Here is a 25,619-nt window from a genome sequence, read left to right on the forward strand (position 1 = left end):
CCGTACCCGCCGCCGCTCGACGATTCGACGCGCGGTGGGTGTAGATCACCCCACCTGATACAGATAGAGAAGAGAACCACATGGGCAAGGCAACCGGTTTTCTCGAGTTCGAACGCCGCCACGAGGCGTACGAAGCTCCGCTCACGCGTGTGAAGCACTACAAGGAATTCGTCGCGGCATTGACCGACGACGAAGCGAAGATTCAAGGCGCGCGTTGCATGGACTGTGGCATTCCGTTCTGCAACAGCGGCTGCCCGGTCAACAACATCATCCCGGACTTCAACGACCTGGTGTTCCATCAGGACTGGAAGAACGCGATCGAAGTGCTGCACTCCACAAACAACTTCCCGGAGTTCACGGGCCGCATCTGCCCGGCTCCGTGCGAAGCGGCATGCACGCTTGGCATCAACGACGACCCGGTCGGCATCAAGTCGATCGAGCACGCGATCATCGACAAAGCCTGGACCGAAGGCTGGGTGGCGCCGCAACCGCCGAAGCACAAGACTGGCAAGAAGGTCGCCGTGGTCGGTTCCGGCCCCGCTGGTCTGGCCGCCGCGCAGCAACTCGCGCGCGCGGGGCACGATGTCACGGTGTTCGAGAAGAACGACCGTATCGGCGGCCTGCTGCGTTACGGCATTCCCGACTTCAAGCTGGAAAAGTGGCTGATCGACCGCCGCATGCGCCAGATGGAAGCCGAAGGCGTGACGTTCCGTGCCAACGTGTTCATCGGTAAGGAAGGTTCGCTGCCGGAGCACATCGGCAACACGGCGAAGGAAACCATCACGCCGGCCGAGCTGAAGGAACAGTTCGACGCGGTCGTGATCGCCGGCGGTTCGGAAATGCCGCGCGATCTGCCGGTGCCGGGCCGCGAGCTGGAAGGCATCTACTACGCGATGGAATTTCTGCCGCAGCAGAACAAGGTCAATGCTGGCGACAAGGTCGCGAACCAGTTGCTCGCGAAGGGCAAGCACGTGGTCGTGATCGGTGGCGGCGATACGGGTTCGGACTGCGTGGGCACGTCGAATCGTCACGGCGCGAAGAGCGTAACGCAATTCGAGCTGCTGCCGCAACCGCCGGAAGAAGAGAACAAGCCGCTCGTGTGGCCGTACTGGCCGATCAAGCTGCGCACGTCGTCGTCGCATGACGAAGGTTGCGAGCGCGACTGGTCGGTTGCGACCAAGCGCCTCGAAGGCAAGAACGGCAAGGTCGAGAAGCTGATCGCCGCGCGCGTCGAATGGAAGGACGGCAAGATGCAGGAAGTGCCGAACTCGGAATTCGAAATGAAGGCCGATCTGGTGCTGCTCGCCATGGGCTTCACGCAGCCGGTCTCGCCGGTGCTCGAAGCATTCGGCGTCGACAAGGATGCGCGCGGCAATGTGCGCTCGTCGACCGAAGGCGACAAGGCGTATTACACGTCGGTGGACAAGGTGTTCACCGCGGGCGACATGCGTCGCGGCCAGTCGCTGGTGGTGTGGGCAATCCGTGAAGGCCGTCAGTGCGCACGTTCGGTCGATTCGTTCCTGATGGGTCATTCGGAACTGCCGCGCTAAAACGTCTCCGGCCGGTTGCCCCCGTTAGTTTGCGCTGTGGCTTGGCGTGACGCACGGAAACCGGCCACTGCTTGCAGGAAGAGGTGGAGACGACAATGTGCTGAACATCGGCACATAAGCGGTACATCAAAGCGGTGAAAAACAAAGCCGGGCCACCGAGAAGGTGGACCCGGCTTTTTAACGTCCGGCGGGTTGCGTGCGTGCCGCAAGCGCGCCGTTACCTCCGATACCGCGCCAAGGTCAGCCCGTCGAGATCAATCTCCGGCTCGCGCTGCGCGATCAGATCCGCGACCACTCGCCCCGAGCCCATCGACATCGCCCAACCCGTCGAGCCGTGCCCAAGGTTCAGCCACAGCTTGTCGACGCCCGACGGACCGAGCAGCGGCGCGCCGTCGGGTGTCATCGGACGGCGGCCGACCCAGAAATGCGCGGACGTGGGATTGGCCGCGTGTGGGAACCAGTCGCCAAGTACTTTCATCAACGTTTGCAGCGCCTGCTCGCGCAAAGTGGTCTGGCGATTACCCAGTTCCGCCGTGCCGGCGACCCGCAAGTTGTTGCCGAAGCGGGTGATCGCCGTCTTCAGCGACTCGTCCATCAGCGCGGCGCGCGGCGCTTTCTCTTCATCAGTGATGGGCAGCGTTGCCGAATAGCCCTTTACCGGATAGAGCGGCACTTTGACGCCGAGCGCTGCAAGCAGCGGCGCGCTATCGACGCCCAGCGCCACCACCACCGCATCGGCCGGCAGAGTCTCGTGACCGCGCTCACTTTCGATACGCACGCCGCGCACCGCACCACCTTGCACATCGAGCGACGCGACGCGGGTATCGAAGCGAAAACGCACGCCGTTGCGCTCGCAGATCGCCCGCAGTTCGCGAGTGAAGCGGGCGCAATCGCCGGCTTCGTCGTTCGGCAGATAGAGGCCGGAAAGTGGCGCCTGACGCGCCCAGCGCAAGCCCGGTTCGATATCGACACACTGCGCGGCGCTGACTTCCCGATGCACGATGCCCGCATCGCGCAGCACCGCGAGCGCCGGTTGCGCGAGTTCGACGTCGTACTCGCTGCGGAACAGTTGCAGATAACCCTGGCTGCGGCCGTAGTCGAACGGATGATGGCCGCGAAACTCGTGCAGGCATTCGCGGCTGTAGTAAGCGATGCGCTGCATCCGCTGCTTGTTGACGCGAAAGCGTTCGAGCTCGCATTCGCGCAGCCAGAGCACGATCCAGCGCCATTGAGCGGGATCGAACGTGAGGCGGAAGATCAGCGGCGAGGCCGGTTTGAACAGGTATTTGATAATTTTTGCCGGCATGCCCGGCGCGGCCCACGGCGTCACGTAGCCCGGCGCGATCACTCCGGCGTTGCCGAAACTGGTGGAGAGCGCGACGTCGGGTTCGCGCTCGATCACCGTGACATCGCAGCCGTGCTGGCACAGGTAAAAAGCGCTGGCGACGCCGATCACGCCGCCGCCGAGAACGATTGTTTTCATGTGTATGTACGGCGAATTCAGGCTGCGGAGCGGGTCGTGCCGAGCACCTTGCCCTTGGTCTCCGGCAGACACAGCGCGGCGACGATCACGAGCAGATAACCGGAGCCGGCCACGATGCCCATCGCCTTCACGAGCGTCATGGACTGCGACAGTGTGCCGACCAGAATCGGAAAGAACGAACCGACCCCGCGCCCCAGGTTGTAGCAGAAGCCTTGGCCTGATCCGCGTATCTCGTTCGGATAAAGCTCCGACAGATATGCGCCCACGCCGGCAAAAATCCCTTGCACGACGATCCCGAGCGGAAAGCCGAGCGCGAGCATCATCATGTCGGTGACCGGCAGCATCGTGTAGACGATGCCCAGCACGAAGGAGCCGATCGCGAACAGCACGAACGACGCGCGCCGGCCGATTCTGTCGCACAGAATCGCGCCGACGATATAGCCAGTGAACGACCCCACAATCAGCACGATCAGATAGCCGCTGGTGTTGAACACCGACAGATGGCGCACGGTCTTCAGATAGGTCGGCAGCCACGTGGTGATCGCGTAATAGCCGCCGAGCATGCCGCTGCACAGCACGCTGCCGAGCAGCGTGGTCTTCACGTGCGCGGCCGAGAAGATCTGCATGAAGTGCGAGGTGTCGAAGCCGCCTTCCCGCGCGCGGCGCGTTTCGAGGTAGATCTCAGGATCGCTCACGTTGCGGCGGATATAGATGATCCACGCCGCGGGCAGCAGGCCGACCCAGAAGCACGCACGCCATGCGTATTGTTCCGGCAACAACGCGAAGGCCGCCCAGTAGACGATGGCCGCCGCCGCCCAGCCGAACGACCAGCTGCTCTGCACGGTGCCAACGGCTTTGGCGCGATGCTGCGGCGAGCGGATGGTCTCGGCCATCATGATCGTCACGACCGACCATTCACCGCCGAAGCCGATGCCTTGCAGCGTCCGCGTAGCGAGCAGTTGCCAGAACGACTGCGTGAAGCCCGACAGGAAAGTGAAGATCGCGAAGGTGGCGATGGTCCATTGCAGCACACGGATGCGGCCGTGGCGGTCGGCGAGAATGCCTGCAAGCCAACCGCCTAGTGCCGACGAGATTAGCGAACTGGTGGCGATCAGGCCCGCTTCGCTTTTGGTCATCCCCCACGTCGCGATCAGCGTTGGAATGAGGAACGAGTAGATCATGAAGTCGAAGGCATCGACTGCGTAGCCGCCGAAGCCGGCGTAAAGCGTGCGGCGCTCGCGCGTGGACAGTTCGGCGAACCATTGGACAGAAGCCATGTTGTGTTGTGGTCTCCAGGTCTTTCTGCCTGCGGGGCTTGTTGGAAGGGTGTCCGTATTCTACGGGGATGCGGCGTCGTGCGGCCAGGTGTGGTCAAAAATGGCGAACGGCGGTAAGAGCCGATAAGAGGCGATAAGCGCCGATAAGAGACGAAAGCGTGTGGAAACCGGGCTGGAAAGATGCCTGCACGACCGGTCGGCCGCTCGTCCCGTCGCCTGCGGGCCAGCGCGGCGCGCGCGTTTCCTTACCAACTACTACTACGTAACGCAAAACATACTGGCCACGGTTAAACTGCGACCGCAGCGTCGATGCTGCGAACAACCTTCACACGTCCGCGCCAGCCACGCCTCATGTCCGCAACCGCGAAAACCAGCTCGCTATTCCGCCGCTTTGCGAGCCCGATCGTGAGGGCAAGCCACCACACGCTCGACGGGGTTTGCGCGTCGCGCCGGGGCTTCCTCAAGGGCTCCGCCAGCGTGGTGCTGGCGTCCGGTCTCGGTGGCGCGGTGCTTTCCGCATGCGGCGGCGGTGACCTCGACGCCGATCTGCCTGAAACGCCGCACCTCGTGTCGGTCAGCAACTTCCGCGATCTGGCGGGCGTCGGCCCAGGCTACCTGACTGTCGACGGCAAACGGGTGCGCCGTGGCGCCTTCTATCGCGCGAATGTGCTGACACTGAGCAGCGCCGACGAAGCGTCGATCGACAAACTCGGCATCGCATCGGTCTACGATTTGCGCACGCCGGGCGAAATCGCGCGAACCGACGACGTGCTGCCGGGCGGCGCGACCGCGCAGACGCTCAACGTGCTCGGCACCAGCGACTTCGTGACGCCCATGCTGGACACGGCCGACGCCGCCGTCGCGTTCATGGAATCGCAGGCGCGCGCGTACGTGACCGGCGCCGCGCAGCGCGCCGCGTACGGCACGCTGCTCACGCATCTGGCCGAGGGCGCCGGCGCACAGCTGTTTCATTCGAACGCGGGCAAGGATCGCGCGGGCTGGGTCGCGGCGTTGCTGCTCAGCATCGCCAACGTGCCGCTCGACGTGATCACGCAGGACTATCTGCTCAGCAACACTTATCTGGTGGCGTCGATCAACGCGCAAGCCGAGACGCTGCGTACGCAGGACGGCGAAGCCGCCGCGACGATCCAGATGCCTTTGCTGGAAGTTCAGGAGACTTATCTGCAAGCCGGCTTCGACCAGGTGCAGTCGAGCTACGGCACGATGGCGAACTATCTGACGCGCGGCCTCGGCATGTCTCAAACGACGATCGACACGTTGCGCAGCCGGCTCGTGAGCTGAAGCGCGCCGCAGCCCAAGCCCAAGCCCAAGCCCAAGCCCAAGCCCAAGCCCAAGCCCAAGCCCAAGCCCAAGCCCAAGGCAAAAAAAAGTCCGCCCCAAGTAACCGGGCGGACGGAGAAGGGTGGCATCGAGGTTGCCGGGCGTGACTATAAGTCCGCAGACATTGCGCTAGTCCATCCCGTAAGGGCAGGTAAGCGCCCCTCGTTGGCCGATCCGCTTTCCACTACGCCGGCGTCGCGTCGACTGGCAATTCGATCCGCACTTCCAGTCCACCTTGCGCGTGATTGCGCACCTGACAACGTCCGCCGCGATCGTGTGCGAGTCGCGCGACGATCGCGAGGCCGAGGCCGCAATGGCCTTCGCCGCCGCGCGCGGCGTCGAGCCGCACGAACGGCTTCATCGCGGCCGCAATGCGGTCGTCGGGAATGCCGTTGCCGTGATCGCGCACGCTGATGATCCAATGCCGGTCGGTGCGCGCGGTGCCGATGTCCACCGGCGGCGTGCCGTGTTCGAGCGCGTTGTCGACGAGGTTCGTCACGAGCCGGTCGAGCAGCGTGCGCGGCAGCGCGAACGTTGGCCCAGCGCGCAGATCGAGCGTGAACAGCGGCGTTTCGGCGCTGTCGCCCGAGGAAAACTGCTCCTGCAAAAACGCGTCGACTTCGACCGGCGACCCGGCATCGGCGGACTGTCCAGCAAATTCGAGGAACTGCTGGACGATGTTGGTCAGCGAATCGACATCGCGGATCAGACCCGCGCGCTCGTTCTCCGCCACCAGGACGCTCGCGCGCAACTTCAGGCGCGTGAGCGGCGCTTTCAGATCGTGCGCGACGCCGGCCAGCATCACCGCCTGGTCATCGCCGGCTTCGTTCAGGCGCCGCATCATGTCGTTGAACGAACCGATCAGATCGCGCAGTTCGCGCGGGCCCTGCACGGTCACCGGGTCCGGCCGCCCGCCCGAGCCGAACGCGCGCGCGGCGTCGGCGACGCGCGACAGCGGGCGCTGCATCTGCCACACCGCGAACAGCGACAGGATCAGCGCGGCGAGCAGCATCGATGCGCCTTCGACGACAAAACGCGGACGCGGCGGCACGTCGACCGGCACGACCACCCAATTCGACTTGCCGGGGAACAGCACCCAAAGCTGTGGCGGGTGCAGGTCGTCGACGGCGATCTGCGTGCCGGGCGGCAGGTTCTCGCGCAAATGCCGGCTCAGTTCGACCAGCGGCCGCGCCGTGGGCGTGCGCAGATGCACGCTCGCCGGCATGTTCCAGGTGGGGACGAGATGCACGCGCATCGCGGGCGCGAGCGCGGCGCCCTTCATCGGCTCGCCGTTGATGGCTTGCAGCACCAGCAGCAGGCCGCGTGCGAAGCCGTCGATCTCATGGCGCGGCGGCTGCATCACCACCAGCACGAACCAGCTGGCCTGAATCGCGAACAGCACCGCCGCCGACAGCAACGCCATTCTGCCGAACAGCGTGTTCAGCGGATTTTTCATGCTCCTGGCGTGGCCTCGCCGGAGAAGGGGGTGCCGTCGGCGTCGGGCACGAACACGTAGCCCTTGCCGCGCACCGTCTGCACGTAGCAGGGATTGGACGGATCGTCTTCGATCACGCGGCGCAGGCGCCAGATCGGCACGTCGAGACTGCGGTCACGGAAGGCGAGATTGTCGCGATGCACGAGGTCGTGAATCAGCACGCGCGACAACACCTTGTACGGGTTGTTGACGAATATCTTCAGGAGCGCGAATTCACTGTCGCGCAACGGCAGCTTCGCGTCGTCGCGCGACAACGAACGGGTCGCGAAGTCGAGCTCGAACGGGCCGAACCGATAACGCTTGCGGGCTTCCGGCGCACTGGTGGTGCACGGGCCGCGACGGCGCAACACGGTGTGGATGCGCGCGAGCAGTTCGCGCGGGTCGAACGGCTTGGTCAGATAGTCGTCCGCGCCGAGCGACAGGCCGACGATGCGATCGGCCACCGTGCCGCGCGCGGTCACGAAAATCACGGGGATGTCGTCGCCAGCGGCGCGCAGCGCGGTGAGCGCGCGCAGGCCATCGGTGTTCGGCATCATGATGTCGAGCACGACGACCGACGGCCGTTCACGCTCTAGCCGACGCTGGAGATGGGTGCCGTCGTGCAGCACGGACGCGTCGAAGCCGTTCGATTGCAGAAACTTGCATAGCAGATCGCGTACGACCGGATCGTCGTCGACGATAAGGACCTGTGGATTCATGGCGAAATTCTAGACTGGCACGCGTGACGCGCGGCCGAGTCTTTTCTTACCAATGCTTACGATGCGCCGAGCCGCTTCGGCCGACTCCCGGCTCAGGCCCGCCATTGAAGGCTCACGGCATATTTCAGCACGGCCACCTTGGGCCACGCGCTCCACCGCGCGGAATTCGTGCCGCATCGCCGGAGTGCTTTTCGGAAAAATATTTGGCGCGCAATGGAAAGCGGTGGCAACCGCTCGGAACGGGTCGTAAGCACCGCCGGAAAGCGCGCTTTGCTTCGTGCATTACTGGCCCGGGTGCGGCGGGATGATTCGTCGTGCAGTACGTTGCGCCGCATGCCGGAGACCGCCTCGATGCGTCGGGCCACGGCCGGCGGCGTGAAACCGAAACCCACCGCCACACGAGGCTCATCATGACCATTTCAGGCAACCTCAGCTCCACTCCATTCTCTTCGCTCGCGTCCACACCGGCAGCGGAAAGACCCGCGACCGCCAGCAAGCCGGGCGGCATCGCTCAGCCGCAGGAGGGCGCCACTGCAGAGCGGCCGTCGCTGCCGACCGGGCTCGTCGGCCATCACGTCAATACGACCGCCTGATCCGGCGAGGCCCGTGTGTCAACCTCGAGAAATCCTGACCGCTTCATCCGTGTCGCTGCGTGGTTGACGCTCGGCGCGGCGCTGCTGCCGCTCGGCGGCTGTGCCGTCGCCGCGCTGCCGTGCCGGCTGACCTCGGCGACGCTGAAAATCATCCCGGTCGTCGGCCATGCCGCGTCCATGCCATTCGATATGTGTGCCTCCGCCATCGACTGAATCATGACTCTCATACGGATTGTCTGCGTGTTGGCGCTGCTGGGCGGCGTCGTTCCGGTGGCCGCTCACGCGCAGCCCGTCGCGCGCGACGCGAAGGCGTCCAGCGCCGTGTCGAACAACGCGTCCGGCGACGCGCACCGGCGCTCGCCGGACGCGCCGTTCGCTTTCCGCGGTATCACACTCGGCATCACGCTCGACGAATTCCGCGCCGGCTCGACCGTGCGCGCGACGCCGCTCGGCAGCGTGCCGGTTTGCGAGACCGACGTGCAGGCGGGCGCGCTCGGCATGCGGCTGAAATCGCGCGACAGCCTGACAGTCGCCTGCCGCTGGGCGCATCGCGAGGACGACCGCTGGGCGATCTCGCAAGCGGTGGTCGACGGCGCGCCCGCGCTGGAGCACGTGCTGCGTTTCGCGCGCACCGACGCGCAGAGCGCGCTGCATCTGTACGAGATTTCGTTCGTGATCGACGAGATCACCGCCGAGGACTTGCGCGACGCGCTCGCGGACCGGTACGGACCGCCGCGCCTCGCGACGCGGAACGTGTCGTCGCCGGGCGCGTTGCCGATGTATGTGTGGGAAAACGCGGTCAGTTCGATCACGTTGTGTTTTCTGCCGGGCAGCCGCAACGGCACGCTCACCTATCTGCTGAAGGGCTCGGACGCGTGGGTGAAGTCGGTCGTGCGGCAATGGCAGGCGAGCGGCGCGGAGGCGGGGTGATGAGCAAACCTGATGATTGGCGCACGACGCCCGCAAAGCCCATTTCGAACCCGGCCGATCAGGTCTATCCCGCCAAGGAGCACGCATGAGCGCGCTACGTCCGACTGTCGCGCTAGTCGCCACGGTTTGCCTCGCGGCTTGCGCGAGCTATCAGCAGAATTCGATCGTCGATACGCCGATGGCGCCGCCGCTCGCCTCGGCGCCGCTGAACGTCAACACGCAAGGCGCGATCTATCAGGCGGGCACGCCGCTGCTGCTTTACGAAACGCCGCGCGCCCAGCATATCGGCGATGTGCTGACGATTCGCCTCGCGGAGTCGTATAGCGGCAACAACAGCTCGACCGCCGCGGCGAGCCGCGCGAGCAGCATCACCGCCGACGCCGCCGATCACTCGAGCAACGCCGCCGCGCGCCTCGCGAGGCTGTTCAACATCGGCTCGGCGAGCACGGAATACAAAGGGCAGGGCAGTCTCACCGACGTCAGCGGCATGAGCGGCACGCTGGCCGTAACCGTGATCGGCACGATGTCGACTGGCAACCTGGTGGTGTCGGGCGAGAAGGTGATCGCGATGAGCGGCAACCGCGACCGCTTGCGGTTGTCGGGTATCGTCAATCCTAAGGATATCGAAGCGGGCAACTTCGTGGCGTCGAGCAAGGTCGCGAACGCGCGCATCGAGCAGGCCGGCGTGGGCATGGTGTCCGACTCCACCACCATGGGCTGGCTGCAGAGAATGTTCCTCAGCGTGCTGACGTTCTGAGGCCGGGCGGCGCGCGATGCAACGTACCGCCTGCATCGCTCGTCGCTCGTCGCACACGCCGCGTTAGCTCAGCGACGCGCTGCGCTCGGCCGCGCCGATCTCGCCGTCAGGCACGAACACATAGCCGCGTCCCCATACCGTTTGCACATAGCGCGGCTCGGACGGGTCTACTTCAATCAGCCGGCGCAGGCGCCAGATCGACACGTCCAGACTGCGATTGCGATGCGCCTCGCTATTGCCGTGCAATTTCTCCAGCAACTGCGCGCGCGTGAGCACGGTCATCGCGTGGGTGACGAACACCTTGAGCATGGCGAATTCGCTCGAACGCAGCGGGATGCGCTCGCCGTCGCGGCGCAATTCGCGCGCCGGGAAATTCACTTCGAAACGCCCGAAGTGGTACGGCGCGCGCTGCTCCGGCGCGCCCGGCGCAATCGCGCCGCGCCGGCGCAGAACCGTGCGAATCCGCGCGACCAGCTCGCTCGGTTCGAACGGCTTGCCGAGATAATCGTCGGCGCCGAGTTCGAGGCCAATCACACGGTCGATCGGATCGGCGCGCGCGGTCAGCAGGATCACGGGAATATCGTCGCCGGCGACGCGCAACGCGCGCAGCGCGCTGATGCCGTCGAGCTCCGGCATCATGATGTCGAGCACGATCAGCGCGGGACGCTCTTCCTGCAATTTGCGCTGCAGCGCCATGCCGTGTTCGAGCGTGGCGACTTTGAAGCCACGCCCCTGCAGATATTCGCTGACGAGCTCACGGACGACGGGGTCGTCGTCGACGACAAGAATGGTTTGGTTCATTCAGGTCATCTTAGTGATCCGCGCGGGCGCCGAAAAGCGCGGGAGGCTTTCGAATTCTTTCCCGTGTAAGACGGCGCAAGCAACGGCGCAAGTAGCGCGCGCTCAATTCGCCTGCGACGTTTGAATCGTCTGCATCGGCTGCCGCCCGAAGTCGGTCTGATCGACCACCATCCGGTCGATCAGACCGCTGAGCTTGGTCGACGCGGAAGAGAAGCGGTCGGTGTTGAGGCCGCCGGTCTGATAGCGGGCCGTGACGAGAATCCGGCCGTTTTGGATCAGCGTCAGATCGATGATCGACAGGTACTGGATCGATTCGTCGCTGAACGAACGGCGGCCGTAGTCGATCGCGGCGTTGTACACGAGCCGCGCCTCGCAGCCGGCGGGCGAGGTGCCCGGATTGTAGACGTCCGAACGAATGCCGCGCCGGTCGAGCGCGAGTTGCAGCGCGGGCACGAAATCGCCGACCGACACCATCTGGTTCACTTCGATGCAGACGTGGTGCAGGTCAACTGGCCGGCCGTTGACGAAGGTCGGCGACGAATAGTTCGCCGCGATCGCGTAGCCGGCCTGAATCACCGAACCGGTGGCGTCGGCCGCCTGAATCAGCGTCCACGCACAGCCGCTCAGGCCGAACGCCAGTGATGCGGCGACGGCCAGCCACGCGCAGGGCCGCCGCAATCTGACCCACGCGGCCCGAGGGGCTCGCGTGAAAGCGTAACCGTGCATGCTCGGCGTGAAGGTCATGAGACGGTGCCTGGTGGCGGTCAGGGGATGCGGCGGCTCGTAACGGGCAGCGGCGGTGAATCCCACGCTCAGCGCGTGATGCGCAGGCGCAATTCGTTTTGCCCTTGCACGCTTGCCGTGACGCTGATGCGCCGGTCGGCGGTGGTCACGATGAAATGCTGACGCGTCGGCGTGTTGACGTCGTGCACGATGTTCGGGAAGCACGCCGCGATGTCGGCGCCGAACTCTTCGAGCGGATCGTTGACCACGCCGTCGGCTTGCCAGTGCGCGCGCCAGTGGCAATCGTATGCGTGCGTGTTGGCGCGGCAGTCGTCGGCGTTCGAGAGGCCCGGCAATTGCGCGGCGGGTTGCGTGCGCAACTGCTTGAAATCGGCGGCGCCGACGATGTGCGTGAGCGCGGGGCAAACGTCCGCAGGTTCGGCCGGCGAGGTGGCTTGCGCTGCGTGCGCGGCGCTCGCGAGCAGCAAGACTGCGCCGAGAGTGAGCGCAGCGCGCTGGGTCAAAGGATGGGAGCGGCGATCGAATGACATGGGCGGAGAGTCCAGTAGCGGTGAATGACATTGGGGCCAACACGTGGTACGGCCCGCACGACTATCGTCGCTGCCGGCAGGCATTTTCAAAGGGCGGAACAGCTTGGCCGCTTCGCAAATGCTTGCGAATTCTTCTCGCGTGTTTCAGGAGCTTGCGTTGTGTTGTCGTGTGGCGGGTGATGAGTGCGCGGGTGTGTCGCGCGTCGGGGCGCCTTGCGACGATTGTCGTTTCGGCGTTTCGCGCATTGTATCGGCGCGCGTGAGGCTCGCCGCGACGTCGCGCGGGATGGCTCGCTGCGAGCCCGGGCTCCGCTCAGCCGAGCGTCAGCCCGCCGTCGACGTGAATCACCTGGCCGGTGATGTGGCGCGCTTCGTCGGAAAGCAGGAATGCGATCAGCGCGGCAACATCCGCAGGCTCGGCGACGTGGCCGAGCGGCGTCGCTTCGGCGGCGCGTGTCCACACCAACGCGTTGTCGGCACTCGGGCCGCGATCTTTACGGGTGTAGCCAGGCGCCACGCAATTGACGGTCACGCCGTGCGGCGCGAGTTCGGCGGCGGCGGCTTTCGCCAGCGATTCGAGCGCGGCTTTCGCCGCCGCCGTTGCGGCAAACGGCGCGTCCGCGCGATAGCGGTGCGCGACGAACGAACTCAGTGCGATCACGCGGCCGCGTTTCGACGTTTCCAATGCAGGTGTGGCGCGTTTGACGAGCGCGGCGAACGCGGCCGGCATCGCGGCGAACGCTGCGCCGAGCGTGTCGGGGTCGAGCGCGGCGAACGTCTGACGCTGCGCATGCCCGGCGTTGGCGACCAGTTGATCGAGCGCGCCGAAGCTCGCGAGGGTCTGGTGAACAACATGTTCGGCGGCGCCGCGTTCGGCGAGATCGCCGAATACCGTCGCGCAGCTTGCGCCTTTTGCATCGCACTCGGCGGCGACCTGGGAGAGACGTTGGCGAGCGGCGTCGTCGGCGCCACGTGCGTGCAGCATCAGTGCTGTGTCCGGCGCGGCGACGCGCCGGGCGAGCGCCGCGCCGATCCCGGAGCCCGCGCCGGTGATCAGCACGACGCGCTCGGAGCCGGCGCCGCTTGCGTTACTTGAATCGCCCACGCTCATCCTCAGGGCGCTCAGGCCGCGACCGCTTCGCCCGAGCGTTCGACCTCGAGCGTTTCGTCGTGGAACGCAGCCAGCGATTCACGATGCGCGACGCTGACAATCGCCGCCTTCGGCAGCCGCTCCGTGAACATGCGATAAAGACGCGCTTCGTTTTCCGCATCGAGCGCGCTGGTGGCCTCATCGAGGAACAGATAGTCGGGCTTGTGCAGCAGCACGCGCGCGGCAGCGAGGCGCTGCTGTTCGCCCGGCGACAGAATGCGTGTCCAGTGTCCCGATTCCTGCAGACGGTCGGCGTACTCCGACAGGTGGCAGGTAATGAGCGCTTCGCGGCACTCGTCGTCGGTGTACGCGTTGGCCGCGGACGGATAGGCGAGCGCCGCCTTGAGCGTGCCGATCGGCATGTAGCTGACCTGCGGGATGAACATCATGCGCGCGTTGACCGGCGCGTCGATCGAGCCGTCGCCGAACGGCCACAGCCCGGCGAGCGCGCGCATCAACGTGCTCTTGCCCGAGCCGGACGGACCGCGCACCAGCCAGCGCGAGCCCGGCTGAATCGCGATATCGCGGATCCGGGACAGCGGGTTGCCGTTCGGCAACGCGAGTTTGAGGCTGTCGGTGGACAACTGATCGGAGTCGACAAAATGCAGATTGATGCCGCCATGCTCGGTGGCCGGCGAGACCGATTCCTTCAGGCGCGGCGCATGGACGACGCGCCGGAATTCGCGCAACCGGTTCACGGTGGCACGCCATTCGACGAGGCTCGCGTAACTATTGATGAACCACGAGAACGAATCGCTGACGGTGCCGAACGCACTCGAGATCTGCATCAGCACACCGAACGTGAACGCGCCGGCAAAGTATCGCGGCGCGGCGACCACCAGCGGAAAGATGATCGCGATCTGGCCGTAGAAGCTCAGCACGAAGGTGAGCCGCTTGGTGTACTTCATGACCTGCCACCAGTTGTCGCGGATGCGGCCGAACAGCGAGTGGGCGTTCGTCTTCTCGGTGTCCATGCCGTTGTAGAACGCGATCTGCTCGGCGTTCTCACGCAGACGGATCAGACCGAAACGGAAATCCGCCTCGACTTTCTGCGCCTGATAGTTGATCGAAACGAGCGGATGGCCGACCTTCTGGATCACGAGCGATCCGACCACGGCGTACAGCGCCGCGGCCCACACCATGTAGCCGGGAATCTGCAGCGGCATGCCGCCGAGCGAGATGGACAGCGCGCCGGCCAGCGACCACAGGATGGTGATGAACGACACCAGCGTGACGACCGTCGACAGCAGGTCCAGCGTCAGCGACAGTGTGGTGGTAGCGAACGATTGCAGGTCGTCGCTGATCCGCTGGTCGGGGTTATCGGCGAGGCGGTCGCGTTCGATGCGGTAGAAGGCGCTGTCGTGCAGCCACTCGTTCAGATAGCGCGTGGTCAGCCACTGGCGCCAGCGGAAGCCGAGCATCTGGCGTAAATACCGCCCATACACCGCGAGGATGATGAAGCCGAACGCAAGCCCCGAGAACACCATCAGCAGGTGCGGGAAATCGCGCACGTTCTTGGTTTGCAGCGCGTTGTAGAAGTCGGCGCTCCAGCGGTTCAGCCGCACGTTGATCCACACGACGAGCAGGTTCATCACGATGATCGCGATGAGCAGACCCCACGCCGTCTTGCGTTCTTCGGAGACCCAATAAGGTTTGATGAGGCTCCAGGCGGAGACTTTTTCGTCGGCCGGCAGCGCGGGGCTGGCAGAGGTGTTTGGTGTCATGAGCGTCCTGATGAAGTGCTGGCCCGAAGTGCTGATCCGAAGCGTTGGCCCATCTCGGGCCGCCCATGCGGGCCGGCCCATGTCGGGCTGTCCCGCCGAGAACTGGCCCATCCTCGGGCCGCCCTGCGACGGGGGTGCGGTACTTGCCGGACGTCGTATTCGGCGAATGTGCGTCCGGGCGAGCGCCCGATTCTGGCGTGAGGCCCTTAAGCGAAAATTAATTTTCGCCGCCGGCCCCCGCGTCGATGCCGCTCCTCGCGAGTGCGGCCTTGCGAGCCGTCCACGTCACGCTTGTTGCGGCATCCGGTGTTGGCATTGTGCCAGAGCGCCGAGTCGACTCGCATCGGTGCGCAGAAACAAGGTGCCGGATCAAACTCCGGCCCGGCGGGGAAGTGCCTGGTTTGCGGGCGCCGCGCCTTTTATGGTCTAATGACCTGCGACGAAACAGGGGTGCTTCGCCCACAGGCGGCATGATTTTCACGCCGCGGCGGCGAGGCTGAGAGAGACCCTTTGCACCCGATCCGGGTAATACCGGCGCGGGAAGTTTCCGGAAGCAGTCAGTCTTCCATTCCCCGCCGGGCGGCGTCCGTACATCGGTACGTGCGTATTGTCCGGCCGGCTTTACCCGCCGGTTTCGTCCTGGGTACGTGCCTTTTTTTGGCCGTACGGAAAGGACTCGATGACCGCCTATTCTTCAGATATGTGTTTTGCTCTTCGCCACGGCGCCGTCGGCGCGTCGTGCTTTAGCCTTGCTTGCCGCCCCGAATCGGAATGGGAGCGCGCGCGATGAACCGTCCCGCACAACCTGATTTCGCCGTCCTCGGTGGCGGACTCTGCGGCCGGCTGGTCGCGTGGCGGCTGGCGGGGCAAGGGCATCGCGTGGCGCTTTACGAGCGCGGCGACGCCGCCGGTTCGCAGGCCGCCGCGTGGGTGGCCGCGGCGATGCTGGCGCCGCTGGCCGAAGCCGCCAGCGCCGAGTTGCTGATTACACGGCTCGGCGCGAGTTCGCTCGATAGCTGGCCGCAAGTGCTGGCCGAGCTGCCCGAGCCGGTGTTCTTCCAACGCAATGGCACGCTGGTCGTCTGGCATCACGCCGACCGCACCGAAGCGCCGCTGTTCGAGCGCCGGGTGCGCTCGAACGCGCCGGCCGAATTGCTCGACGGCGGTTTCGTGACGCTGGCGGGCGCGCAGATCGGCGCAGCTGAGCCTGCGTTGGCAGGCCGCTTCAATCATGGCTGGCTGCTGCCGCGTGAGGGCCAGCTGGACAACCGCCAGGTGCTGGCCGCGCTCGCCGCGGGCCTTGCGCAGCGCGGCGTCGAAACCCACTGGAACACGCCTGTCGACGATCACGCGCTGCCGTCCGCGCGCGTCACGATCGACTGCCGGGGCCTCGGCGCGAAACCCGTGCTGCCCACGCTGCGCGGCATTCGCGGCGAAGTCGCGCGCGTGCATGCGCCCGGTATCAACCTGACGCGCCCGGTGCGGCTGCTGCATCCGCGCTATCCGCTCTATATCGCGCCGAAGCAGAACGACCTCTACGTGATCGGCGCAACCGAAGTCGAAGGCGAGGACATGTCACCGGTCAGCGTGCGCTCGGCGCTCGAACTGCTGAGCGCGGCGTTTTCCGTGCATCCCGGCTTCGGCGAGGCGCGCATCCTCGAACTGAATTCGCAGTGCCGCCCAACCTTGCCGGACCACCGTCCGGCGCTCATGTGGGACGGCGCGCAGACGCTGCGCGTGAACGGCTTGTATCGACACGGCTACATGATCGTGCCCGAGGTCGCCGACGAAGCCGTGCGCTTCGCGTCGGCGCTGCTCGACGGCCGCATCGCCGATGCCGACGCGTTCGCCGACTGGCGCCACGACGCGCGCTGGAGCGAGCTTTTCCAACTGGATTGCACGCGGGAGCCGGCATGAGCGTTGCGCGCCATGCCACTTTCGCCGTCGATTGAACCGTATTCGAACGCCATGGACATTCATATCAATCAGAAGCCGTTGTCGCTGCCCGAAGGCGCGACCGTCGCCGATGCGCTCGCCGCGTACGGCGCGCGGCCGCCGTTCGCGGTCGCGCTGAACGGCGATTTCGTCGCGCGCACCCAGCATGCCGCGCGCGCGCTGCAGCCGGGCGACCGGCTCGATGTCGTGCAACCCGTGGCCGGCGGCTAAGCGCCGCCCCGCCACGCATTGCCGGAGACCAGATGATGCAAATGACTTCCCCCCAGACCGCCGACGCGCTCACGCTGTACGGCCAGACCTTCGCGAGCCGCGTGCTGCTCGGCACCTCGCGCTATCCATCCCTGCAGTCGCTGTCGGACTCGATCGACGCGGCGCGGCCCGGCATGGTGACGGTGGCACTGCGCCGGCAGATGAACGAAGGCGGCGCCGAAGCCGGCTTCTTCGATCTGCTCAAGCGCCATGGCGTGCCGCTGCTGCCGAACACGGCGGGTTGCCTGACCGTCGGCGAGGCGGTGAACACCGCGCACATGGCACGCGAGATCTTCGAAACCGACTGGATCAAGCTGGAACTGATCGGCGACGACTACACGCTGCAGCCCGATCCGGTCGGGCTGATCGAAGCGGCCGCGCGGCTCGTCCAGGACGGCTTCAAGGTGCTGCCGTATTGCACCGAGGATCTGGTGATCGGCCGCCGTCTGCTGGACGCGGGCTGTGAAGCGCTGATGCCGTGGGGCGCGCCGATCGGCACGGGCAAGGGCGTGATCAATCCGTACGGGCTGCGCGTGCTGCGCGAGCGGCTGCCGGACGTGCCCTTGATCGTCGACGCCGGGCTCGGCGTGCCGTCGCATGCGGCGCAGGTCATGGAGTGGGGCTTCGACGGCGTGTTGCTGAACACCGCGGTGTCGCAGGCGACGCACCCCGACGCGATGGCGCGCGCCTTCGCGCTGGGCGTCGAGGCGGGGCGCGAGGCCTATCTGGCGGGGCCGATGGCCGAGCGCGAAAGCGCGCACGCGAGCACGCCGGTGGTCGGCATGCCGTTCTGGCATCAAGACGGGAGCGCCGCATGACGCAAACACTGGCATTGAAGGATCGCGACCTGTTCTGGCCGCCCGCCGACGAACTCACCGAAGCCACCGAGCGGATCCGCGCGCGCCTCGGCGACTGGCCCCCGACGCATGCGCCGTGGCGCCTCTGCCTGACCGCGCCGGACGAGCCCAACGGCGGCGACCTGATCGTGATCGCGGAGGCGCAGCAGCATGGCGAGCAGGTCGCCCGCTGGCTGGTGCGGGGCGCTGGCGTGATCGAGGCGGCGGAGAACAAGGCCACGTTGCATCTGGGCGGCGAGAAGTACCGACTCGAAGGCCATCTGGCGGAAGACTGGATCGCCGCGCTGGCCGCTTTCCTCGACTGCGGGTTCGATCCGCATGACGCGCTGGTGCTGGCGCTCGCGTGGCGCGACGGCGACGAAACCCGCGCCGACGACGCCTTTCCGGCCGATCTCGCCCGTTTTCCGCATCTCGCCGGTTTGCCGGCCGCGCCGGCGCAGGCGTTCGCGCGCTGCCCGGAGCGGCTTGGCCTGTATCCGGTGCTGCCGACCGCGGAATGGGTCGAACGGGTAGTGGGCTTCGGCGTGAAGACGGTGCAACTGCGCCGCAAATCGGCTGAACCCGCCGACGAACTGAAGCGCGAAATCGCCCGCTGCGTGGCCGCCGGCCGCGCGCACGAGGCCCAGGTGTTCATCAACGACCACTGGCAGGCCGCCCTCGAAGCGGGCGCGTACGGCGTGCACCTCGGCCAGGAAGACGTGCATACCGCCGACCTGTCCGCGCTGGCCGCAGCCGGCGTCCGGCTCGGCCTGTCAACGCACGGTTTCTACGAGATTCTGAAGGCGCTGCATTTCCGGCCGAGCTACATTGCATTGGGCGCAGTGTTCCCGACCACGACCAAGATCATGCCGACCGCGCCGCAGGGCCTCAAGCGTCTGGCCCGCTACGTGCGATTGCTCGACGGCGTCGTGCCGCTGGTGGCGATCGGCGGGATCGACCTGCAGGTGCTGCCTGACGTGCTGGCGACCGGCGTCGGCTGCGCGGCGGTGGTGCGTGCCGTCACGGAAGCGGCTGATCCGGCGGCCGCCGTTTCTGCGCTGCAACAAGGGTTTACGCCATAATGGTCAGGCATCGTTAAGGGACTGGGCGCTTCACGGCAACTTTTGCATGATGGCCCTATAATTCGGCCTTCCGTGTAAAAGGACTGTCAGTTTCGTGTCTTCCTCCCCCGAGACCTTACTCGAGCTGCGCGACGTCGACTTCGGTTACGGCGACCGGCTCGTCCTGTCGAACCTGAATCTGCGCTTCAAGCGCGGCCAGGTCGTCGCGGTCATGGGCGGCTCGGGTTGCGGCAAGACCACGGTGCTGCGTCTGATCGGCGGCCTGGTGCGCGCGCAGCGCGGCCAGATCCTTTTCGAGGGCCAGGATGTCGGCCAGCAGACGCGTGACGGACTTTACGCGCTGCGCCGTAAGATGGGCATGCTGTTCCAGTTCGGCGCGCTGTTCACCGACATGTCGGTGTTCGAAAACGTCGCCTTCACGCTGCGCGAGCACACCGACCTTCCCGAAGAATTGCTGCGCAATCTCGTGTTGATGAAGCTCAACGCGGTCGGTTTGCGCGGTGCGCGCGACCTGATGCCGTCGGAGATCTCGGGCGGCATGGCGCGGCGTGTGGCGTTGGCGCGCGCGATCGCCCTCGACCCCGGGCTGATGATGTACGACGAGCCGTTCGCCGGTCTCGATCCCATTTCGCTCGGCATTACCGCGAACCTGATTCGCACGTTGAATCAGGCACTCGGCGCCACCTCGATTCTCGTCACGCACGACGTGCCGGAATCGTTCGCTATCGCAGACTACGTCTACTTTCTCGCCAACGGCGGACTGCACGCCGAGGGCACGCCGGCCGAGCTGCGCGCATCGACCGATCCGACCGTGCGGCAGTTTATCGACGGCGCGCCGGACGGCCCGTTCAAATTCCACTATCCGAGCAACGCGCCGCTGGCGGCGGACTTCGGCATCGGCGGAGGCCAAGCATGATCAGTGCGATCGGTCGCTCGGTGATCGGCGGGCTGGGTACGGCCGGCTACGCCACGCGCTTTTTCTTCCGGCTGCTGCTCGAGTTTTTCCCATTGCTGCGCCGTCCGCGCCTTGTCACGAAGCAGATCCACTTCGTGGGTAATTATTCGCTGGTGATCATCGCCGTGTCGGGGCTGTTCGTCGGCTTCGTGCTCGGTTTGCAGGGCTATTACACGCTGAACCGCTACGGCTCCGAACAGGCGCTGGGGCTCCTGGTCGCGTTGTCGCTCGTGCGCGAACTCGGGCCGGTGGTCACGGCGCTGCTGTTCGCTGGCCGGGCCGGCACGTCGTTGACGGCCGAGATCGGCCTGATGAAGGCGGGCGAGCAATTGACCGCCATGGAAATGATGGCCGTCGACCCGGTCAAGGTCGTGGTCGCGCCGCGCCTGTGGGCCGGCATTATCGCGATGCCGGTGCTCGCTGCGATCTTCAGCGCGGTCGGCGTGCTGGGCGGCTACGTGGTGGGCGTGCTGCTGATCGGCGTCGACGCCGGCGCGTTCTGGTCGCAGATGCAAGGCGGGGTGGATGTGTGGCGCGATGTCGGCGCCGGGGTCGTCAAGAGTGTGGTGTTCGGCCTCGCGGTGACCTTCGTCGCGCTGTTTCAAGGCTACGAAGCCAAGCCGACACCGGAAGGCGTGTCGCGCGCGACGACAAAGACCGTCGTGTACGCGTCGCTGGCGGTGCTTGGGCTCGATTTTCTGCTGACCGCATTGATGTTCAGCTAAGACTGCGCCGCACCTTTGCCGCCGGCGGCGTGACACTGGACGCGCGGCGGCGAATGTCGACGGCGTGGCGGATTCACTTTGGGATGACGATGAAAAAGACTGTTCTCGACTTCTGGGTCGGCCTGTTCGTGGTGTTGGGTTTCGTGGCGCTGCTGTTTCTCGCGCTGAAGGCCGGCAACATGAGCTCGTTGTCTTTCCAGGCAACTTACCCGGTCAAGCTCAAGTTCGACAATATCGGCGGGCTCAAGGCGCGCGCGCCGGTGAAGAGCGCGGGCGTGACGGTCGGCCGGGTCGCGTCGATCGGCTTCGACAGCAACGCGTATCAAGCGGTCGTCACGATCGATCTGGACAAGCAGTACCAGTTTCCGAAGGACACCTCGGCGAAGATCCTGACCTCGGGTCTGCTCGGCGAACAGTACATTGGACTCGAACCCGGTGGCGACACCGAAATGCTGAAGGCCGGCGACACGATTGCGATGACGCAATCGGCGATCGTGCTGGAAAACCTCATCGGTCAGTTCCTCTATAGCAAGGCCGCGGATTCCGGGGCGTCGAAGCCCGCTGCGGCAGCGCCCGCGCCGGCGGCTCCGGCACCGGGTTTGCCCGCCTCGGGCGCCACGGGCCAATAAGGAGAACAAGGATGCACACCTCACGCATCGGGGGCGCACGCGCCTTCCAGCTAGGCAAGGTGACGGTGGCGGCCGCGCTGCTGGCCGGCTGCACGACCGTGCAGACGCCAACCAAAGGCGACCCGTTCGAAGGCTTCAACCGCACGATCTTCACGGTCAACGACAAGATCGACCAATATGCGCTGAAGCCGGTCGCCAAAGGCTACGTGTGGGCCACCCCGCAGCCGGTGCGCGACAGCGTGACGAACTTCTTCTCGAACATCGGCGACGTCTACATCGCGGCGAACAACTTGCTGCAATTGAAGATCACCGACGGCGTGCAAGACATCATGCGGATCGTGATCAACACGGTGTTCGGCGTCGGCGGGCTGTTCGACGTCGCGACGCTCGCGAAGCTGCCCAAGCACGAGAACGACCTCGGCCTGACGCTCGGCCACTACGGCGTGCCGTCGGGGCCGTATCTGGTGCTGCCGCTGTTCGGGCCGAGCACCGTGCGCGACGCAGTCGGCTCGGTCGGCAACTACTATGTGAACCCGCTGAGCTACATCGATCCACCGGGCCTGAGCTGGGCACTGTATGGCCTGAACATCGTCAACGTGCGCGCCAATCTGCTGGGCGCGAGCGACGTGCTGGAAGGCGCCGCGCTCGACAAATACTCGTTCGTGCGTAACGCGTATCTGCAACGCCGCCAGTATCTGCTGTCGGACGGCCGGCGTTCGGCGGCGCTGCCGAATTATGGCGAGGAAGCGCCGCTGCCGAAGTACGACGACGTCGACTCCGGCGCGGCTGCCGCGCCGGCCGGCGCCGTCACCGGTGGTGCAGGCGCCGCGGGCTCGCAGAGTGCTGGCGCGAAGCCGGCCGCCGCCTCCGGCACCGCTGTGGCGACGCCGCCGCAGGGTGAGTCGGCCACCGCGCCGGAAGCCGCGTCGGGCACTACCGAAACGCCGCCTCTTGACCTGAATGGCGGTCCCGAAACGACGCAGATTCCGGCCGGCCAACTGGTGCCGCCCACGCGCTTCAATTTTCCGTCCTTCAAATTACATTGAGCGTGAAGCCGTAACAGATCGATACGACTCTCGCAGTTTGCGCATGGATTGCCGTCGAACTCGCGTGTTAAGGTCCGCTCAAACGCTTGCACTATTTTTGAGGCTAGGTTCGATATGAAAAAATTCTTCCTGATTCCGCTGTTTGCCGCGTTGTTCTCGTTCGCCAGCGCCGGTGCATCGGCGCAAACCGTCGACACCAATTCGCCGGACGGCATGGTCAAGACCGTCACCCAGCAGGTGATCGACTCGATCCGCGCCGACAAGTCGATTCAGCAAGGCGACATCTCGCACATCACGCGTCTGGTCAACGAGAAGATCCTGCCCTACACGGATTTCCGCCGCACCACGCAACTGGCGATGGGCCGCAACTGGCGCACGGCCACGCCCGAGCAGCAGAACCAGGTGGTCGAGCAGTTCAAGATGCTGCTGATCCGCACGTACTCGGGCGCGCTGGCGCAGGTGCGCGATCAGGAGATCCAGTACAAGCCGTTTCGCATGAACCCCGACGACACCGATACGGTCGTGCGCTCGGTCGTAATGAACAACGGCTCGCCGATCGAGCTCGACTACCGTTTGTACAAGACGCCGCAAGGCTGGCGTGTGTATGACATCAACGTGCTCGGCGCATGGCTGATCCAGGCGTATCAGCAGCAGTTCAGCGAGCAGATCCAGCAGAAGGGCGTGGACGGACTGATCCAGTTCCTCACGCAGCGCAACCAGCAACTCGCCGCGGGCAAGCAGTCGTGAGCGAAGTGCTGGCTCCCGTCGCCAACCGCTTCGAAAGCGGTGCGACACTGACCCACGCGAGCGCGAAAGCCGCGCTCGCGGCGGGTTTGCAACGCATCGAGGCGGGCGCGAGCAGCGTGGACTGCGCGTCGCTCGTGCAATTCGACTCGTCCGCGCTGGCTGTGTTGCTCGCGTGGAAGCGTGCCGCCCAGACTCGCGGCGTCGAGTTCGTGATTGTCAATCTGCCGGCTGGTCTCGCCAGCCTCGCGCAAGCCTACGGCGTCGACACCCTCTTGTGTCGACCGGAGTTAGCGCTTTAGCGCTTACTCCGGTCCCATGCAACGGCGGTCGACCGGAGTTAGCGCTTTAGCGCTTACTCCGGTCCCATGCAACAGCGGTCGACCGGAGTTAGCGCTTCAGGTCTTACTCCGGTCCCACGCAACATGGCTGCGTCGGCGCGACATTGACGCTGCGTTGACCTGCTAAGCGCGTCACGTCCAATCCCCGGTCAGGCAGGGGCCACTGGTTTTTGCCCTATAATCAAACGTTTTTTGGGGCGGATAACCGGCCCCAATTCCGTTTCTTTCCAGCAATTGCGCGCCCTCTCAGGGCTCCTTTAGGCGCCGCGACGCACGCGGCCCATAGTCATGTCAGCCATAGAAATTCGTAACGTCAAGAAGCGCTACAAGGACTTGCAGGCGCTCAAGGGCGTCAGCCTCACGGTCGAAGAAGGCGAGTTCTTCGGACTGCTCGGTCCGAACGGCGCGGGCAAGACGACGCTTATCAGCATTCTCGCGGGCCTCGCTCGCGCCGATGAAGGCAGCATCGCGGTGCGCGGCCATGACGTCGTGGACCATTTCCGCGATGCGCGCCGGGCGCTCGGCGTGGTGCCGCAGGAACTCGTATTCGATCCGTTCTTCACCGTGCGCGAAACCTTGCGCATCCAGTCCGGCTACTACGGGCTGCGCAACAACGACGCGTGGATCGACGAGATCATGGCCAATCTCGACCTCACCGACAAAGCCGACGCCAACATGCGCGCGCTGTCGGGCGGCATGAAGCGCCGCGTGCTGGTTGCGCAGGCGCTGGTGCACCGGCCGCCGGTGATCGTGCTCGACGAGCCGACCGCGGGCGTCGACGTCGAGCTGCGTCAAACACTGTGGAAGTTCATCTCGCGCCTGAACCGCGAAGGGCACACCATCGTGCTGACCACGCACTACCTGGAAGAAGCCGAGTCGCTGTGCGACCGCATCGCGATGCTGCGGCGTGGCGAAGTAGTCGCGCTGGATCGCACCAGCACGCTGTTGCAACGCTTTGCCGGCATGCAACTGTTCGTGCGGTTCGCGCAGGGCGTGCTGCCCGTCGAGTTGCGCCCGCTCGAAGCGGAGAGCGGCGCCGGCAACGGTAACGGCCGCCAGCATCTGCTGCGCCTGTCGAGCTACGACGAAGTCGAGCGGATTCTCGCGCAGTGCCGTGCGGCGGGCTGTACATTCGAAGAAATCGAGGTTCGCAAGGCTGACCTCGAAGATGTGTTCGTTCAGGTGATGAACGGTCCGGAAGTGATCGAGGGGCTTGCATGAGCGGTTACGGTGGGTTTACTACGCTGTTTTACAAGGAACTGCTGCGTTTCTGGAAGGTGTCGTTCCAGACCGTGCTCGCGCCGGTCATCACCGCGCTGCTTTATCTGACCATCTTCGGCCACGCGTTGCGCGGTCACGTGCAGGTCTATCCGGGTGTCGAATACACGAGCTTCCTGATTCCGGGTCTCGTGATGATGAGCGTGTTGCAGAACGCGTTCGCGAACAGCTCGTCGTCGCTGATCCAGTCGAAGATTACCGGCAACCTGGTGTTCGTGCTGCTGCCGCCGCTGTCGCACTACGAGATGTTCGGCGCTTATGTACTCGCTGCCGTCGCGCGCGGGTTGGCGGTCGGCTTCGGCGTATTCATCGTGACGATCTGGTTCGTGCCGGTCAGCTTCACCGCGCCGCTCTACATCATTCTCTTCGCGATTTTCGGCGCGGCGATTCTCGGCACACTCGGCTTGATCGCCGGCATCTGGGCCGAAAAGTTCGACCAGCTGGCCGCGTTTCAAAACTTTCTGATCATGCCGCTCACGTTCCTCTCGGGCGTGTTCTACTCGACGCACACGCTGCCGCCGGTGTGGCGCGAAGTGTCGCGGCTGAATCCTTTTTTCTACATGATCGACGGCTTTCGCTACGGCTTCTTCGGGATGTCGGATATCAATCCGCTCGTGAGCCTCGCGATCGTCGCCGGTTTCTTCGTGGTGCTGGCCGTGGTGGCGATGCGCATGCTCGCTTCCGGCTACAAACTGCGCCACTGAT

27 protein-coding genes and 1 riboswitch are annotated in these 25,619 nt (G+C 65.4%); of the genes, 18 read left to right on the forward strand and 9 right to left on the reverse strand.

Annotated features, from left to right (window positions below):
* Positions 1-80 precede the first annotated feature (80 nt).
* Complete coding sequence (locus P0D89_RS15545; RefSeq protein ID WP_408358005.1) at positions 81-1,550, forward strand: glutamate synthase subunit beta; 1,470 nt, start codon at positions 81-83, stop codon at positions 1,548-1,550.
* 217 nt (positions 1,551-1,767) lie between these two features.
* On the opposite strand, the gene P0D89_RS15550 is transcribed toward P0D89_RS15545, so the two are convergent.
* Together P0D89_RS15550 and P0D89_RS15555 are read right to left on the reverse strand one after the other, a co-directional pair.
* Positions 1,768-3,033: a D-amino acid dehydrogenase gene (locus P0D89_RS15550; RefSeq protein WP_408358006.1), complete on the reverse strand. Its 1,266-nt coding sequence runs from the start codon at positions 3,031-3,033 to the stop codon at positions 1,768-1,770.
* Positions 3,034-3,050: 17 nt separating this feature from the next.
* On the reverse strand, positions 3,051-4,310 hold the full coding sequence (locus P0D89_RS15555) for an MFS transporter (protein ID WP_408358007.1): 1,260 nt from the start codon (positions 4,308-4,310) through the stop codon (positions 3,051-3,053).
* A 351-nt stretch (positions 4,311-4,661) separates the two neighbouring features.
* Between P0D89_RS15555 and P0D89_RS15560 the strand changes: the two genes are divergently transcribed.
* Positions 4,662-5,612 carry a tyrosine-protein phosphatase gene (locus tag P0D89_RS15560; protein WP_408358008.1) on the forward strand — a complete coding sequence of 317 codons (951 nt, stop codon included), beginning with the start codon at positions 4,662-4,664 and terminating at the stop codon, positions 5,610-5,612.
* Positions 5,613-5,835: 223 nt separating this feature from the next.
* Here P0D89_RS15560 and P0D89_RS15565 read toward each other — a convergent pair whose 3' ends face one another.
* Together P0D89_RS15565 and P0D89_RS15570 are read right to left on the reverse strand one after the other, a co-directional pair.
* Positions 5,836-7,107, reverse strand: coding sequence for an ATP-binding protein (locus P0D89_RS15565; RefSeq protein ID WP_408358009.1), 1,272 nt, complete (start codon positions 7,105-7,107; stop codon positions 5,836-5,838).
* Complete coding sequence (locus P0D89_RS15570; protein WP_408358010.1) at positions 7,104-7,844, reverse strand: response regulator; 741 nt, start codon at positions 7,842-7,844, stop codon at positions 7,104-7,106. Before P0D89_RS15570 ends, P0D89_RS15565 begins: the two co-directional genes overlap by 4 nt.
* Before the next feature lie 410 nt (positions 7,845-8,254).
* Here P0D89_RS15570 and P0D89_RS15575 point away from each other — a divergent pair, with 410 nt between their 5' ends.
* From P0D89_RS15575 to P0D89_RS15590, 4 genes are all read left to right on the forward strand, one after another.
* A complete protein-coding gene (locus P0D89_RS15575) occupies positions 8,255-8,437 on the forward strand; it encodes a hypothetical protein (protein WP_408358011.1) in 183 nt (60 codons plus the stop codon).
* 45 nt (positions 8,438-8,482) lie between these two features.
* Positions 8,483-8,650 carry a DUF6726 family protein gene (locus P0D89_RS15580; RefSeq protein WP_408358082.1) on the forward strand — a complete coding sequence of 56 codons (168 nt, stop codon included), beginning with the start codon at positions 8,483-8,485 and terminating at the stop codon, positions 8,648-8,650.
* A 3-nt stretch (positions 8,651-8,653) separates the two neighbouring features.
* Positions 8,654-9,367, forward strand: a complete 714-nt coding sequence (locus P0D89_RS15585) for a hypothetical protein (protein WP_408358012.1) — start codon at positions 8,654-8,656, stop codon at positions 9,365-9,367.
* A gap of 85 nt (positions 9,368-9,452) precedes the next feature.
* Complete coding sequence (locus tag P0D89_RS15590) at positions 9,453-10,124, forward strand: flagellar basal body L-ring protein FlgH (RefSeq protein ID WP_408358013.1); 672 nt, start codon at positions 9,453-9,455, stop codon at positions 10,122-10,124.
* Between the two features lie 63 nt (positions 10,125-10,187).
* Here the strand turns inward: P0D89_RS15590 and P0D89_RS15595 are convergent, their stop codons facing one another.
* The 5 genes from P0D89_RS15595 to P0D89_RS15615 all read right to left on the reverse strand — a co-directional run bounded on the left by P0D89_RS15595 (position 10,188) and on the right by P0D89_RS15615 (position 15,073).
* A complete protein-coding gene (locus P0D89_RS15595) occupies positions 10,188-10,925 on the reverse strand; it encodes a response regulator (RefSeq protein WP_408358014.1) in 738 nt (245 codons plus the stop codon).
* A gap of 102 nt (positions 10,926-11,027) precedes the next feature.
* A complete protein-coding gene (locus P0D89_RS15600; protein WP_408358083.1) occupies positions 11,028-11,651 on the reverse strand; it encodes a hypothetical protein in 624 nt (207 codons plus the stop codon).
* Positions 11,652-11,737: 86 nt separating this feature from the next.
* A complete protein-coding gene (locus P0D89_RS15605; protein ID WP_408358015.1) occupies positions 11,738-12,199 on the reverse strand; it encodes a hypothetical protein in 462 nt (153 codons plus the stop codon).
* A gap of 313 nt (positions 12,200-12,512) precedes the next feature.
* On the reverse strand, positions 12,513-13,304 hold the full coding sequence (locus tag P0D89_RS15610; protein WP_408358016.1) for an SDR family NAD(P)-dependent oxidoreductase: 792 nt from the start codon (positions 13,302-13,304) through the stop codon (positions 12,513-12,515).
* A gap of 17 nt (positions 13,305-13,321) precedes the next feature.
* Positions 13,322-15,073: an ABC transporter ATP-binding protein/permease gene (locus P0D89_RS15615; protein ID WP_408358017.1), complete on the reverse strand. Its 1,752-nt coding sequence runs from the start codon at positions 15,071-15,073 to the stop codon at positions 13,322-13,324.
* Positions 15,074-15,509: 436 nt separating this feature from the next.
* Positions 15,510-15,633, forward strand: a riboswitch (TPP riboswitch).
* A gap of 226 nt (positions 15,634-15,859) precedes the next feature.
* On the opposite strand from P0D89_RS15615, the gene P0D89_RS15620 reads away from it, so the two are divergent.
* The 12 genes from P0D89_RS15620 (at position 15,860) to P0D89_RS15675 (ending at position 25,618) form a co-directional block, all read left to right on the forward strand.
* Entirely contained in the window at positions 15,860-16,990 is a 1,131-nt protein-coding gene (locus tag P0D89_RS15620; RefSeq protein ID WP_408358018.1) for an FAD-dependent oxidoreductase, read from the forward strand.
* Between the two features lie 51 nt (positions 16,991-17,041).
* On the forward strand, positions 17,042-17,239 hold the full coding sequence (gene thiS, locus P0D89_RS15625) for a sulfur carrier protein ThiS (RefSeq protein ID WP_121315856.1): 198 nt from the start codon (positions 17,042-17,044) through the stop codon (positions 17,237-17,239).
* A 41-nt stretch (positions 17,240-17,280) separates the two neighbouring features.
* Positions 17,281-18,096: a thiazole synthase gene (locus tag P0D89_RS15630; protein WP_408358084.1), complete on the forward strand. Its 816-nt coding sequence runs from the start codon at positions 17,281-17,283 to the stop codon at positions 18,094-18,096.
* The gene (thiE, locus tag P0D89_RS15635) at positions 18,093-19,196 is read left to right on the forward strand and encodes a thiamine phosphate synthase (protein ID WP_408358019.1); all 1,104 of its coding nucleotides are present in this window, start codon (positions 18,093-18,095) and stop codon (positions 19,194-19,196) included. The genes P0D89_RS15630 and thiE overlap by 4 nt, the downstream gene beginning before the upstream one ends.
* Before the next feature lie 94 nt (positions 19,197-19,290).
* The gene (locus P0D89_RS15640) at positions 19,291-20,112 is read left to right on the forward strand and encodes an ABC transporter ATP-binding protein (RefSeq protein WP_408358020.1); all 822 of its coding nucleotides are present in this window, start codon (positions 19,291-19,293) and stop codon (positions 20,110-20,112) included.
* Positions 20,109-20,876 (forward strand): lipid asymmetry maintenance ABC transporter permease subunit MlaE, encoded by a 768-nt coding sequence (gene mlaE / locus P0D89_RS15645; protein ID WP_408358021.1) that lies wholly within the window; start codon positions 20,109-20,111, stop codon positions 20,874-20,876. The genes P0D89_RS15640 and mlaE overlap by 4 nt, the downstream gene beginning before the upstream one ends.
* A gap of 89 nt (positions 20,877-20,965) precedes the next feature.
* Positions 20,966-21,505 (forward strand): outer membrane lipid asymmetry maintenance protein MlaD, encoded by a 540-nt coding sequence (gene mlaD, locus P0D89_RS15650; RefSeq protein ID WP_408358022.1) that lies wholly within the window; start codon positions 20,966-20,968, stop codon positions 21,503-21,505.
* Positions 21,506-21,516: 11 nt separating this feature from the next.
* The gene (locus tag P0D89_RS15655) at positions 21,517-22,551 is read left to right on the forward strand and encodes an MlaA family lipoprotein (RefSeq protein WP_408358023.1); all 1,035 of its coding nucleotides are present in this window, start codon (positions 21,517-21,519) and stop codon (positions 22,549-22,551) included.
* A gap of 114 nt (positions 22,552-22,665) precedes the next feature.
* Positions 22,666-23,298 (forward strand): MlaC/ttg2D family ABC transporter substrate-binding protein, encoded by a 633-nt coding sequence (locus P0D89_RS15660; protein ID WP_408358024.1) that lies wholly within the window; start codon positions 22,666-22,668, stop codon positions 23,296-23,298.
* A complete protein-coding gene (locus P0D89_RS15665) occupies positions 23,295-23,597 on the forward strand; it encodes an STAS domain-containing protein (protein WP_408358025.1) in 303 nt (100 codons plus the stop codon). Before P0D89_RS15660 ends, P0D89_RS15665 begins: the two co-directional genes overlap by 4 nt.
* A gap of 327 nt (positions 23,598-23,924) precedes the next feature.
* Positions 23,925-24,857 (forward strand): ABC transporter ATP-binding protein, encoded by a 933-nt coding sequence (locus P0D89_RS15670; RefSeq protein ID WP_408358026.1) that lies wholly within the window; start codon positions 23,925-23,927, stop codon positions 24,855-24,857.
* Positions 24,854-25,618, forward strand: coding sequence for an ABC transporter permease (locus P0D89_RS15675; protein ID WP_408358027.1), 765 nt, complete (start codon positions 24,854-24,856; stop codon positions 25,616-25,618). The genes P0D89_RS15670 and P0D89_RS15675 overlap by 4 nt, the downstream gene beginning before the upstream one ends.
* The last annotated feature ends 1 nt before the right edge of the window (position 25,619 follow it).

The organism is Paraburkholderia sp. RL18-085-BIA-A, from assembly GCF_046027075.1.
Lineage (GTDB): Bacteria > Pseudomonadota > Gammaproteobacteria > Burkholderiales > Burkholderiaceae > Paraburkholderia.

Bases quoted from the DNA above. Each gene is read 5' to 3' on its own strand.
- P0D89_RS15620 (WP_408358018.1), top strand. From the start codon at position 15,860: ATGAACCGTCCCGCACAACCTGATTTCGCCGTCCTCGGTGGCGGACTC.
- P0D89_RS15555 (WP_408358007.1), bottom strand. From the start codon at position 4,310: ATGGCTTCTGTCCAATGGTTCGCCGAACTGTCCACGCGCGAGCGCCGC.
- P0D89_RS15600 (WP_408358083.1), bottom strand. From the start codon at position 11,651: ATGCACGGTTACGCTTTCACGCGAGCCCCTCGGGCCGCGTGGGTCAGA.
- mlaE (WP_408358021.1), top strand. From the start codon at position 20,109: ATGATCAGTGCGATCGGTCGCTCGGTGATCGGCGGGCTGGGTACGGCC.
- P0D89_RS15630 (WP_408358084.1), top strand. From the start codon at position 17,281: ATGACTTCCCCCCAGACCGCCGACGCGCTCACGCTGTACGGCCAGACC.
- P0D89_RS15585 (WP_408358012.1), top strand. From the start codon at position 8,654: ATGACTCTCATACGGATTGTCTGCGTGTTGGCGCTGCTGGGCGGCGTC.
- P0D89_RS15565 (WP_408358009.1), bottom strand. From the start codon at position 7,107: ATGAAAAATCCGCTGAACACGCTGTTCGGCAGAATGGCGTTGCTGTCG.
- P0D89_RS15660 (WP_408358024.1), top strand. From the start codon at position 22,666: ATGAAAAAATTCTTCCTGATTCCGCTGTTTGCCGCGTTGTTCTCGTTC.
- P0D89_RS15575 (WP_408358011.1), top strand. From the start codon at position 8,255: ATGACCATTTCAGGCAACCTCAGCTCCACTCCATTCTCTTCGCTCGCG.
- P0D89_RS15675 (WP_408358027.1), top strand. From the start codon at position 24,854: ATGAGCGGTTACGGTGGGTTTACTACGCTGTTTTACAAGGAACTGCTG.
- P0D89_RS15590 (WP_408358013.1), top strand. From the start codon at position 9,453: ATGAGCGCGCTACGTCCGACTGTCGCGCTAGTCGCCACGGTTTGCCTC.
- P0D89_RS15550 (WP_408358006.1), bottom strand. From the start codon at position 3,033: ATGAAAACAATCGTTCTCGGCGGCGGCGTGATCGGCGTCGCCAGCGCT.
- P0D89_RS15570 (WP_408358010.1), bottom strand. From the start codon at position 7,844: ATGAATCCACAGGTCCTTATCGTCGACGACGATCCGGTCGTACGCGAT.
- P0D89_RS15655 (WP_408358023.1), top strand. From the start codon at position 21,517: ATGCACACCTCACGCATCGGGGGCGCACGCGCCTTCCAGCTAGGCAAG.
- P0D89_RS15605 (WP_408358015.1), bottom strand. From the start codon at position 12,199: ATGTCATTCGATCGCCGCTCCCATCCTTTGACCCAGCGCGCTGCGCTC.
- P0D89_RS15670 (WP_408358026.1), top strand. From the start codon at position 23,925: ATGTCAGCCATAGAAATTCGTAACGTCAAGAAGCGCTACAAGGACTTG.
- P0D89_RS15545 (WP_408358005.1), top strand. From the start codon at position 81: ATGGGCAAGGCAACCGGTTTTCTCGAGTTCGAACGCCGCCACGAGGCG.
- P0D89_RS15595 (WP_408358014.1), bottom strand. From the start codon at position 10,925: ATGAACCAAACCATTCTTGTCGTCGACGACGACCCCGTCGTCCGTGAG.
- mlaD (WP_408358022.1), top strand. From the start codon at position 20,966: ATGAAAAAGACTGTTCTCGACTTCTGGGTCGGCCTGTTCGTGGTGTTG.
- P0D89_RS15615 (WP_408358017.1), bottom strand. From the start codon at position 15,073: ATGACACCAAACACCTCTGCCAGCCCCGCGCTGCCGGCCGACGAAAAA.
- P0D89_RS15560 (WP_408358008.1), top strand. From the start codon at position 4,662: ATGTCCGCAACCGCGAAAACCAGCTCGCTATTCCGCCGCTTTGCGAGC.
- thiE (WP_408358019.1), top strand. From the start codon at position 18,093: ATGACGCAAACACTGGCATTGAAGGATCGCGACCTGTTCTGGCCGCCC.
- thiS (WP_121315856.1), top strand. From the start codon at position 17,042: ATGGACATTCATATCAATCAGAAGCCGTTGTCGCTGCCCGAAGGCGCG.